Below are 10,481 nucleotides of genomic sequence, written 5' to 3'. Positions count from 1 at the left end.
TGCCGATTTTGCGGCAGCGGGAAAACTATACCTGGAAATGGCGAAAAGAAGCAAGCCAGAAAAAGGGGCTGTTTGCTGAACGATCATCATCATGCGTCATAGCCCCGGTTACGTTCGGCAATGCGATCTGCCATCCATGCGGTGATTTCAGACTGCGCCCACGCCACGTTTTTCCCACCGAGGGAGATTTGTTTCGGGAAGGCTTCCCGGCTGATGAGGTCGTAAATGGTCGAGCGGGACAGGCCGCACAGATGCATCACTTCGGGCAGACGGATAAAGCGCTCGTGAACGGTATCAGAAACCGGCATCAGCGGGGCGGCAGGGGCAGAAAACGGGGAAGAAAAAGCGGTGTGCATCGGGCTACCTCACAAAGTCCATACAGTGCCGGTCGTGTCCGTCCGGCTTCGGGTAGCTCTCTATTTTGTGTATATTTTCCCTCGGGGCAACAAGTCATTTTGTAGCGAAATCTCACACAACAAACCGTTAACAAGTGAATGGCAAACAGTGGCAATCGGTGGCATACATTGGCAATCCTGTGGCAATCCATTGGCAATCCTTCCATTGCTTTTATTTATATACTTATCTTTTTTAATCACTAAAAAGTCTAAGAAGCTGGCTGGCTGAAAAAACCAATGGGTGAACAGTGGTGAACAAACGGTGAACAGTCAGACCCTCAACTGTTCACCCCTTAACTTACTGTATTACTTATCTTTTTATTTAAGGTGAACAGTAGTGAATAGTTATAAGTAAAAAAACAAACGGTGAGTAAGGTTTTCCTGCGACCTTTCTCTGGCCAGCCGGTTTTTAAGGTCTGTTTGTGCCAGCACTCTGACAACGGCAATGAATCGTGTTGTTGTGCAGGAGGCGTCAGAATCATTTCAGGTTGAACACACGGAGAACCTGAACATGAAACCCGAACTCATTATCAAAGCCATGCAGACCGTTATCAGTAAACAGGATGAAGGCGCGGAACAACGTATTGCCGGTGCGCTGGCCGCACTTAACGAAGCAAAAGACGCACACACGGCCAGCATGGGTAAACTCAGCGACATTGAGGCTTCCATTCTGCGTTGTGAGCAGGAACGACAGACCGCCCTCAGTGAAAGTGCACAGGCCGAACAGGACTGGCGCAGCCGCTTTAGAACTTTACGCGGCAACCTCACTCCTGAACTGAAAGCTGAACACAGTAAACGTATCGCCAGCCGCGAACTGGCTGATGAGTTCACCGGTCTGATTACCGAGCTGGAGAAAGACAAAAGCCACGCCATGCTTGGCGCATGCTCCTCCGGTACGGCTTATATCAGCGCCCATGAAAAAGCGTTCACCACATACGCCAACAGCGAGTGGAAGAAGGCGCTGGCCGGTATCAGCCCCGCACTGTTACGTGCCTTTCTGTTGCGTATACGGTCGCTGGAAATGAGCGGAGAAACCTCGCCGCGTGCGACCGTGACCCGCGAGCTGGGTGATGCCCTGAATCTGCAGTCAGCCCTGTATCATTTTGATATGGAGCAGGAGCCGGTCCTGTCCGTAACCGGCATGAATCGCCCGGTCATAACCGGGGTTGATATGGCGCTGTTAAGAAGCCCGGCCAGACGGATGAAGCTTGCCGCTGAACTGGCCACAAAAGACCACGAACAGGCAGAGGGCTGAATTATGTTTCACTGTCCGTTCTGCAAAAAGACCGCGCATGTCCGTACCAGCCGGTATCTGTCGGAAAACGTCAAACAGCGTTATCACCAGTGTACCAATATCGAATGCTCGGCCACTTTCCGCACCATCGAGTCTGTTGACGGTGTGATACGTGCCGCACCGGAGAAACCTGACCCCACCCCGGTGACGCCACCGCCGCCGCGTAAAGTACAGGGCTGCTACAGCTCGCCGTTCCGGCATTAATCAGGAGAGAGACACGTGACCACTGTGACAATACAGCAGGCCTTTGAGGCCTGTCAGGCGAACAAAAACACCTGGCTGAAACGTAAAGCCGAACTGGCTGACCTTGAACTTGAATACCGTGAACAGCTCCTTGCCGGTGACGAACAAATCCCGCGCAGAATGCAGGATTTGCGCGACAATATCGACGTGAAAAAATGGGAGATTAATCAGGCCGCCGGTCGCTATATCCGCTCACATGAGGAGGTGCAGCACATCAGCATCCGCAACCGGCTCCATGACTTTATGCAGCAGCACGGCGCGGAGCTGGCCGCCACGCTAGCGCCTGAACTGATGGGGTATAATGAACAGCTTCCCGCAGTAAAACAGAGCGCCATGCAGCACTCGGTTGATTATCTGCGTGAAGCCCTGTCGGTGTGGCTGGCCGCAGGTGAAAAAATTAATTATTCCGTGCAGGACAGCGATATTTTAACGGCCATCGGATTCAGGCCTGATGCGGCTTCGCGGGATGATAATCGCCAGAAATTCACCCCGGCACAGAACCTGATTTACACCCGCCGACGTGCAGAACTGGCCGCACAGTAGCGCGCGAAAAAATCCCCGAAAATTCTGCTATTTTTCCCGAAAAAAGCCATGCATCCATAAGGTGCATGGTTTTGCATGCAAATCCCCGTATTTTATTTCCCCCACCACGCCAGTACCGGCGCGGCCTGAGCCGGTTCATGCACCTGCATTAAAAGTGACCTCTTAAGCGGGCAGGCGTGGCGGGGAGAGCATTGCGCGCTGAGTGGATATACACATATTTATTATACTGAGGTGTTTAAAACTAATTTATCGAAACATCCTCATATGAATATAAAACGTGTTGTGACAATAAAAAGTTGCTAATCGTTATTAATAAATTAGCAACTTAGATTTGTGAAGAGAACTACATTAAATGATTATATTTTTAAATGGCGTTGTCAAATTTTCAAAATGTAGTCATTTTTGTCATAATAACGACCAACCCCGTAAGTGTTGTTATTTAAAGATGAGTCAATTTTAGATGTGGTCATAATAAGTTGAAAGCCTTTTGAATTACTAAGGCTTGTAGTGATTAATTTTTGGAGGTTATGGCTTCGAGCTTCATTTATATCCCCACATTCAAAGTCCATGATGGAGAAACGAGGATATCGGCAAGCTGAATCAACGATTGAAAAAATAAGGAATGCTAAATGCAGAGCTGCTTTTTTGACAACGTTTGAACTATCTGAATAGTTTACCCGTTCATTCAAAAGCCAGCGATCTTTTGCGAAGTCAATCTCTGAGGAGAGTTTAGTTGCTGTTTTAAATAGCTCTTCATTCCCCGAATCTCCTTCAAGAATAAAAGTGGAAAACTCAGATAGTTTTGAGTAAACATATTCTTTTCTATGCTGACTTTTTGCCTCAAGAGCGGCTATTCGTGAACGACAGCTTTCCATTTGCTTTGCGATGTCTTCACGTTTTAATTTTAAGTCGTCAACTTTAGCTATTGAATCAATTTTATCTTGTAGGGAGTTGATTTCAATTAGTTTTGCAGTTCTTTCTTCTATGATTGAAGTTATAGCCAACTCACGATGATTTGAAACCAAGTTGATTTCAAATAATCTATTTTGCAAGCTTTCAAGTTCTTTTCGGAGTTCTTGAATATAGCTCTCTATGTATTCTGCTGAACCATATAGTTTTTCTATGATCTTATCATTCTGACGCTGTTGATATTGCAGTTCGTTCAGTGACTCAATGTATTTCTCCTCTAATGAGGAATTGTTGACTGTTGATTTGCAAAGTGCGCAACCACTATCATTATCAGTGTTATCGTGTTCTGATATTGGTGTTAAACAACAAGGGCAGTATTCAAACGAAATTCGACCTAAACCTTTATATGTTTCTTGTGATTCATTTAAAGATTTTAAACGATATACTAAATTTTGCCCAAAAAGCAAACAGTCCTGAATCTCGATCTTGTTTGAGCTTAACTCATTGTTATTAAATGATATTTTGTTTGTTAGTGATTGTATCTTTAAAAGGATGTCATTGCGTTCGATAGCTAAGTTATATTCGTTGTTGCTATCAATATTATCTGTTGAACGTAATAATATTTCTTTCTTTGAGTCTATTTCGGATAGCTCAATGTATTTTTCATTCAATAATTCGTTAATTATTTCAACGGTTAGACTAGCATCATTTCCCAAAAGCTCGAAATATGCTCTTAATTCTGTTCCAGTATTTTCATAATCTCTCTCATACTTCAATAGATTTTGACGAACTGAGTGAGTTTCCAAATCATCAAGACCGAAAAGAAACTCAGCGATGGCTGTTCTAGTGTTTTCATTGTCAGAGCGAGTAGATTCTTTGCGAAATATTCTGTTGGAATCTGATGATTGACTTAAATAAATAAGTCGCATTATTTGATGCATAGTTAAATTTTGATAGCTGTCAGATTTATATTGTCCCCAATCGAAAAGTTCAAACATCATTTCTGAGAAGCTCAATCGCTCATTGCTTCTCCTTGAACCATAGTCTAGCCAGCCATCTGCATCTTTCATCGCCTTTTCATACTCTCCCTCATAGATTTTAATATGAGGAACTGCACCACTAGGATCCACCGGTCTGGTTAAGGTAATAATTCGGTCATTGATTGTAATTTCTGCATTGACATTCGAGCATTCATCAGCTGGATATTTCCAGTCGTCTTTTTTTAATTCGCCACCTAAAACATAAAAAATCATATCTAAAATTGTTGATTTTCCTACAGAATGTTCTCCTCTGATTATGTTTATTCCATCGTGAAATTTTTCGTCATATAACTGTTTTCCAGCTTTAGTTATGACTAATCTATTTAATTTGAGATATGAAGGTTTTTTAATCATAACGATATTCCATTAAATTAGTTTTTGCCTTGAGGCCTTTTTTGCCTTTGATCGCCAGTTTTGGTATTTCGTTAGCAATGGTAGTAAATTCAAAGCTAGCTCTAAAGGTGTCAGCTTCAAGCGTATTAATCAGGGATGCTGGTATTCTTTCAATATTCAGGAAGATATATTCATCTATCAAAGATAGAATTCCCTTCGAAAATAAATGCGCCAAGGTGTTTTTACGTATTATATTTAATTCAAAGAAAATTCTACGAGGATTTTCAATTGCTTCATAAGAGTGCGCTATAGTAGAAATTTGGCGTGCAAGTTTTGAATTTGAGCGCGGCCACCCATCAATATTCTGCATTTGACAAGGGAAAAGGTAATAAAAATCCATAAAATTAAGGTGCTCATCCCTAATCTTACTATTATTTTTATATAGCAAACTTATAATACGATATGAGCAATGGTTTGCATCTTTAAATGGATGATAAATAATCATTAACCAACCCACCGTAAGTGACATTTACCCGTTAAGAAGAAAATCATGCCTCTAATTAATTCGCTAGAAATGGCGGTACTAACTTCAGACACTTCTTCATAAAGAGGTTCAACGATTCTGTCATAAATGACTCTGTCAATTATAGCAGTGTTTACTGTGTTTTTAAACAGTGGTTTGACGTATTGTGAAAAAGATGAGTTTATTTTACTTAAACAATGACAGTAAATTATTTCTTCTGATATGGAAAACTGATGCTTGCTAACTCGCCTTGCAAACTTATTTTCTAAATAAGCCGCATCTTCTAACAAATCAAGACGATTGCCTTCTTTTAGTTTTTCTTCTAACCCTATGATTTTACGACCGGGACGTGGTTGAAGATACTCTTGCAACTCTTCGAGCATGTATCTATATTCTTGATCTGTCTCACAAAGTTTTTTAGAACGTTCTAATAAATTTGCTAGTGCATTGCTCCGATTTTTAACCTCATTGAAACTTATGTGTGTCCCAACGTTAAGATCTCTTCCTGGACTATTATTAGTTATTTCATTATCAGATATGACTAGGCCTTCACTTTTTTCCATTTTTGAAGCCCTGTCCAATATTAATGTCACCATCGCTTTCATTATTACTGACGATGTTTTTAGTTATTTCCCCATTGGAAAGTATGTTAATGTTTTTTGCTTTATTTCCGGTTATTTTGTTTCCTTTTATACCCGGTTGAGAATTTGTTTTTTTGTTATGGGATGTCCAGTAAATTATCAAAAGTAAAGAATTTACTAATAATATAAATAGTACTGAGACGATAATTGGATGGTTCGAGATGAAATTAACATTTTCAAAAATAGGCATTGATAAATATAATGCAAAAACACAGAAAATCGTTGCTCCTGCATTGTATTTCAAGCTACTCTTAAAGAAACCAAGTTCCATTTATTACTCCGTGTATGTAGAATTGAGTCAAAAAGATGCTGCTATCGAACAGTCCCATTTTTTGCAGAAGTGCACTGCATACCCCACCAGTCCATCAATTCTTTTCGATGCTCTAGATAGGTTGAGCGGTTATAGGCTTTTCTAACATCATTACTTTCAATATGAGCTAATGCAGCTTCAATTACATCAGGATTAAATTCTGCTTCATTCATACATGTACTAGCAATTGCCCGTAAACCATGAGCTACTAATTTACCACCATATCCGATTCTCTTTAAAGCAGCATTTGCAGTCTGGCTATTCATCGCTTGCTTTGGATCATTCCTGCTTGGGAAAAGATGTTCACGATGAGCACTGATTGGTTTCATCACTTCCAGAATCTCTAATGCCTGGGGCGATAAGGGAACAACATGCTCACGCTTGGCCTTCATCCGTTCGGCTGGAATCGTCCAGAGCTTTGCATCGAGATCGATCTCTGCCCACCGAGTGCCGGAGGCTTCAGAAGGGCGCACAAGGGTCAGAAGTTGCCACTCAATAAGACAGCGCGTCGAAACAGACAGATTGGACATAATCAAAGAACGCATCAGCTTGGGCAATTCTTCTGGCCGCAGCGTCGGCATATTTTGTTTTTTGGGCTTCTCAAAGGCCATCCCAACACCTGATGCTGGATTAGCATCAATGAGGCCAGTGTTTACGGCATAAATCATTATCTCGTTAATGCGCTGCACCAACCGGCGCACAGTCTCAAGTGCTCCACGTGCTTTTATTGGCTCAAGAGCTTCAACCAGTGTCCTGGCTTTGATTTGCTGAACGGGGATCTCACCGATGGCAGGGAATACATCTTTCTCCAATGAGCGCCAAATGTCTTTTGCGTAATCAGGGGTAACGCTTTTACTTTTGAGCTGGAACCAGTTAGCGGCGACAGTTGAGAAAATACTGTCCAGAGCGATTTGCTGCTGTTCCTCTGCAACTTCGGCCTGAATTTGTGGGTCAATTCCGTTGGCTAACAAGGCAAGGTAATCCGCTCTTAACCCTCGGGCATCAGCAAGTGAAAGGGCGGGGAAGGCACCAAGCCCCATCATTGTCCTCTGTTTTGTCGCTGGACGTTGATAACGGAAACGCCAGAGCTTTTTCCCGCTGGTTTTCACTATCAGGAAAAGGCCATCGCCATCATGCAGAGTTAGATCCTTCTCTAACGCTTTAACGCGAAGAACTTCGGTGTTGGTAAGGGGGCGTGTTGTCCGTGCCACAGTGGCCGCTCCTTCATGAATTGGTATACGCTTTTAGGTATACATCCTACCGTATACCTAAACGTATACCAATAATCACCGGATTTAGCCGGATGTTCTCGGACAACGACAGACACAAAAAAGCCCGCAGGGCTTGTGCCGTGCGGGCTTTCTGTACTTCACCGGACGTATCCGGATCATCATTTGGTGGAGCTGGCGGGAGTTGAACCCGCGTCCGAAATTCCTACATCCTCGGCACTACATGCTTAGTCAGTCTTTACATTCGCCTGGCACCTGCGGACAGACACGCCACTACCAGACTAGCCTGATTAGTTTTAACGCTTCAACCCCAGGCAGGGCCTCCACGCGATCTCTTTTGGGTTTGACCTCTCTTTGATCCCCGTCTTAAGAGCGGAAGCTAGGGAGAGAGGGCTCAGAGCAGGTTATTAAGCTGCTAAAGCGTAGTTTTCGTCGTTTGCGACTATTTTTTTGCGGCTTTTTACGAGGCCAACCGCCCCTCGGCATGCACCTTGGGTTTCGCGAATCCCGTCGAATCCAGAATCAGCCCCAATGTGTTAGAGCAAGTATAACAGACTTGTGACACGCGTGACCAGCCCCCGCAACCCCTAATCCTCAAGGATTTAGCGCTCGCGCAGCGCTTCTTTTGCGCGATTAAACGGTTTGATTAAATAGTCGACGATGGTTTTTTCACCTGTTTTTATATCCACTGTGGCAATCATGCCCGGTACTATGGAGAAATGGCGTCCCAGTTTGTTCTGTAAGAAGTCCTGATGGGTGCGGATAAACACGCGGTAATAGAAGATTTCAGGTTTCACTTTGTCCTGAATGGTGTCCGGGGAGATGGTTTCGACTACGCCTTCCAGCCCGCCGTAAATGGCGTAGTCATAGGCGGTTATCTTCACCAGCGCCCGCTGACCGGGATGGATGAACGCAATATCACGCGGCGACAGGCGGGTTTCTATTAGTAGATGATCGTCCAGCGGCACAATCTCCATCATCTCGCCGTTGGGCGGGATAACGCCGCCGATGGTGGTGACCTGGATGTTTTTCACAATACCGCGCATCGGCGCGCGTACGGTCAGGCGGGTGACGGAATCCTCACGTCCTTTTAAAATAGCCGCCAGCATATCCACTTCGGCGTTAGCTTTTGACAGCGCTTCCCGCGCCTGCACGAAATATTGTGAGCGCAGGTCGGTGATTTTTAATCCCAGATCGCTTTTTTGTCGTTGCAGGCGCAGCACTTCTACGTGGCTGGCGGCACCGCTTTTCTCCAGCCGTTGGGTGATGGCCAGTTCTTTATTTACTGAGACCAGTGCATCTTGCAGTTCTGCCATTGAATCCGCAAGCTGCGCGCGGCGGCTTTTATACAGGCGAGTTTCGGAGGCGATGAGAGCCGGCCAGGCGCGCAGTGAATCGGGAAAGACCAGCGGCAGATCGTTAACTTCGGCATTAAGCCTTGCGCTGGAAGCCAGTGAGGCGCGATAACGGGCTGCACTCTCCCCAACATTGGACTCAGAACGGGTGGGGTCGAGGCGGGCGACTATTTGATTGGCCTGCACTTTATCTCCCTCGCGTACAGTAAGCTCGGCGAGAATGCCGCCATCCAGCGACTGCAAGACTTGCTCTCGCGAGCTGGGGATCACTTTTCCGCTGCCGGTTGAGACTTCATCCAGCTTGCCGAAATATGCCCAGATACCCAGGACGGCAAACAGCAGGGTGCTGAGCAGAATAATGCGGCTGGCCCCGGAAAAACGGTGCTCGCGGCGGATATCGAGGTCGTCCATGGCGGCATCATGCGGATTGGTTTTCATTTTTCCACTCCCGACCGTGAGTTGGGGCGGGTGCCCGGCTCGCATTTAATGCCTGCGCTTTCGGGGCATCCATGACCAGTTGACCTTCTTTTAATACCACCACGCGCTCGACCAGCTCCAGAACCGGTACGCGATGGGTGGCGACAACCAATGTGCGGTTGCCCAGCCACTGGTTCAGGCGCTGAATAAACTCCCGCTCGGTATGTTCATCCAGCGAGGCGCTGGGTTCGTCGAGCAGCACGATATTGGGCGATCGCAGCAGCATTCTTGCCAGCAGGATCGACTGCCGTTGTCCACCGGACAAACCGTTGCCGCCCTCCATAATGGGGTGCGCCAGCCCTTTGGCGAGCTGTTTAACGAAAGCTGCCGCGCCGCTGACCTCCAGCGCTTCGAAGATCTGCGCGTCGCTGGCATGCGGTGCGCCGAGGGTCAGGTTCTCGCGCAGGGTGCCGAAAAACAGCCGAGCGTTCTGGCTAAGAAAACCGATGTTGCGGCGTAAATCAGCCATATCGATCTGCGCCAGACTCAGGTTGTCGAGCCGGACATCGCCCTGGATAATCTCCACACCACCCGCCATGGCCTGCAGCAGGGTTGATTTCCCGGCACCGTTACGCCCGAGGATTGCCACGCGCTCGCCGGGCATGACCTCCAGGCGCGAGATGCGCAGCGGAACGCGCTGATCGTCGCTGTGGTAGCGAAAGTGTGCGTTCTCAAACAGATAATGACCGTGAAAAATCTCCTGATGCACCCGGTCTTCGTCGTACTGCGTTTCGGTGGGAAGCTGCATGATGCTGTCTAACCCCATCTTCGCCGCCTTGACCTGTTGCCAGCGGGCCAGCACACCGCACAGATTAGCCATTGGGGCAATCATTCTGGAACCGAGCATCGAAGCGGCCACCACGGCGCCGGTGGTCATCGTGCCTTCAATGACCATCGGCGCGCCGAACATAATGATGGCGGCGTAGACCAGGCTTTGTACCGACATGCCCCAGCCAATCAGCCCCTGAGTCAGCCTGCGCGTGCGCAGCCCGGACTCTCCGGTAATGCGGATGTAGCTGTTCCACTGCTGTAAAAAGCGGTTTTCCGCCTGCATCAGCTTGATGTCTTCCAGCCCCTGAACGCTCTCGACCAGCACCGCGTTGCGCAGGGTGGATTCATGGGCAGCCTGGTTGGCGAGCACCGCCAGCTTTTTCTGTAACAGCAAACCGGGCAGGATCATCAGCAGGGC

At 46.6% G+C, this 10,481-nt stretch carries 11 protein-coding genes, 1 other RNA gene and 1 pseudogene; 3 read left to right on the top strand and 10 right to left on the bottom strand.

The window, feature by feature from the left end; translation table 11 throughout:
- Positions 1 to 93: pseudogene (locus FDW94_RS24065) on the bottom strand (host cell division inhibitor Icd-like protein); the annotation flags it as partial.
- On the bottom strand, positions 90 to 356 hold the full coding sequence (locus FDW94_RS10290; RefSeq protein ID WP_170974233.1) for an AlpA family transcriptional regulator: 267 nt from the start codon (positions 354 to 356) through the stop codon (positions 90 to 92). The pseudogene FDW94_RS24065 and the gene FDW94_RS10290, both read right to left, overlap by 4 nt.
- Before the next feature lie 550 nt (positions 357 to 906).
- On the opposite strand from FDW94_RS10290, the gene FDW94_RS10275 reads away from it, so the two are divergent.
- Genes FDW94_RS10275 through FDW94_RS10265 form a run of 3 tightly spaced genes read left to right on the top strand, consistent with a single transcriptional unit; the run spans position 907 to position 2,475 of the window.
- Entirely contained in the window at positions 907 to 1,650 is a 744-nt protein-coding gene (locus FDW94_RS10275) for a capsid protein (RefSeq protein ID WP_170974232.1), read from the top strand.
- Between the two features lie 3 nt (positions 1,651 to 1,653).
- Positions 1,654 to 1,893: an ogr/Delta-like zinc finger family protein gene (locus FDW94_RS10270; RefSeq protein WP_137377534.1), complete on the top strand. Its 240-nt coding sequence runs from the start codon at positions 1,654 to 1,656 to the stop codon at positions 1,891 to 1,893.
- 15 nt (positions 1,894 to 1,908) lie between these two features.
- Entirely contained in the window at positions 1,909 to 2,475 is a 567-nt protein-coding gene (locus tag FDW94_RS10265) for a phage polarity suppression protein (protein ID WP_137377533.1), read from the top strand.
- A gap of 377 nt (positions 2,476 to 2,852) precedes the next feature.
- Here FDW94_RS10265 and FDW94_RS10260 read toward each other — a convergent pair whose 3' ends face one another.
- The 8 genes from FDW94_RS10260 to FDW94_RS24060 form a co-directional block, all read right to left on the bottom strand.
- Complete coding sequence (locus FDW94_RS10260) at positions 2,853 to 4,778, bottom strand: hypothetical protein (protein ID WP_137377532.1); 1,926 nt, start codon at positions 4,776 to 4,778, stop codon at positions 2,853 to 2,855.
- Positions 4,771 to 5,262 carry an ABC-three component system middle component 5 gene (locus FDW94_RS10255; protein ID WP_137377531.1) on the bottom strand — a complete coding sequence of 164 codons (492 nt, stop codon included), beginning with the start codon at positions 5,260 to 5,262 and terminating at the stop codon, positions 4,771 to 4,773. Before FDW94_RS10255 ends, FDW94_RS10260 begins: the two co-directional genes overlap by 8 nt.
- Entirely contained in the window at positions 5,262 to 5,843 is a 582-nt protein-coding gene (locus FDW94_RS10250; RefSeq protein WP_223824775.1) for an ABC-three component system protein, read from the bottom strand. The genes FDW94_RS10255 and FDW94_RS10250 overlap by 1 nt, the downstream gene beginning before the upstream one ends.
- A complete protein-coding gene (locus tag FDW94_RS10245) occupies positions 5,830 to 6,192 on the bottom strand; it encodes a hypothetical protein (protein ID WP_126502266.1) in 363 nt (120 codons plus the stop codon). Before FDW94_RS10245 ends, FDW94_RS10250 begins: the two co-directional genes overlap by 14 nt.
- Before the next feature lie 41 nt (positions 6,193 to 6,233).
- Positions 6,234 to 7,442 (bottom strand): integrase domain-containing protein, encoded by a 1,209-nt coding sequence (locus tag FDW94_RS10240; protein WP_137377530.1) that lies wholly within the window; start codon positions 7,440 to 7,442, stop codon positions 6,234 to 6,236.
- A gap of 184 nt (positions 7,443 to 7,626) precedes the next feature.
- Positions 7,627 to 7,990, bottom strand: a transfer-messenger RNA (tmRNA) gene (gene ssrA / locus FDW94_RS10235).
- Between the two features lie 72 nt (positions 7,991 to 8,062).
- Positions 8,063 to 9,226 carry an HlyD family efflux transporter periplasmic adaptor subunit gene (locus tag FDW94_RS10230; RefSeq protein WP_137377552.1) on the bottom strand — a complete coding sequence of 388 codons (1,164 nt, stop codon included), beginning with the start codon at positions 9,224 to 9,226 and terminating at the stop codon, positions 8,063 to 8,065.
- 7 nt (positions 9,227 to 9,233) lie between these two features.
- The coding region (locus FDW94_RS24060; RefSeq protein WP_249358393.1) for an ATP-binding cassette domain-containing protein at positions 9,234 to 10,481 on the bottom strand (1,248 nt) is incomplete at its 5' end.

Source organism: Citrobacter sp. wls757 (assembly GCF_005280935.1).
GTDB classification, from domain to species: Bacteria; Pseudomonadota; Gammaproteobacteria; order Enterobacterales; family Enterobacteriaceae; genus Citrobacter; species Citrobacter portucalensis.
This window is presented reverse-complemented; position numbering and strand designations above follow the sequence as displayed.

Excerpts from the sequence above, each read along its gene's own strand:
- FDW94_RS10290 (WP_170974233.1), bottom strand. The coding sequence starts at position 356 with ATGCACACCGCTTTTTCTTCCCCGTTTTCTGCCCCTGCCGCCCCGCTG.
- FDW94_RS10275 (WP_170974232.1), top strand. The coding sequence starts at position 907 with ATGAAACCCGAACTCATTATCAAAGCCATGCAGACCGTTATCAGTAAA.
- FDW94_RS10270 (WP_137377534.1), top strand. The coding sequence starts at position 1,654 with ATGTTTCACTGTCCGTTCTGCAAAAAGACCGCGCATGTCCGTACCAGC.
- FDW94_RS10260 (WP_137377532.1), bottom strand. The coding sequence starts at position 4,778 with ATGATTAAAAAACCTTCATATCTCAAATTAAATAGATTAGTCATAACT.
- FDW94_RS10255 (WP_137377531.1), bottom strand. The coding sequence starts at position 5,262 with ATGATTATTTATCATCCATTTAAAGATGCAAACCATTGCTCATATCGT.
- FDW94_RS10250 (WP_223824775.1), bottom strand. The coding sequence starts at position 5,843 with ATGGAAAAAAGTGAAGGCCTAGTCATATCTGATAATGAAATAACTAAT.
- FDW94_RS10245 (WP_126502266.1), bottom strand. The coding sequence starts at position 6,192 with ATGGAACTTGGTTTCTTTAAGAGTAGCTTGAAATACAATGCAGGAGCA.
- FDW94_RS10230 (WP_137377552.1), bottom strand. The coding sequence starts at position 9,226 with ATGGACGACCTCGATATCCGCCGCGAGCACCGTTTTTCCGGGGCCAGC.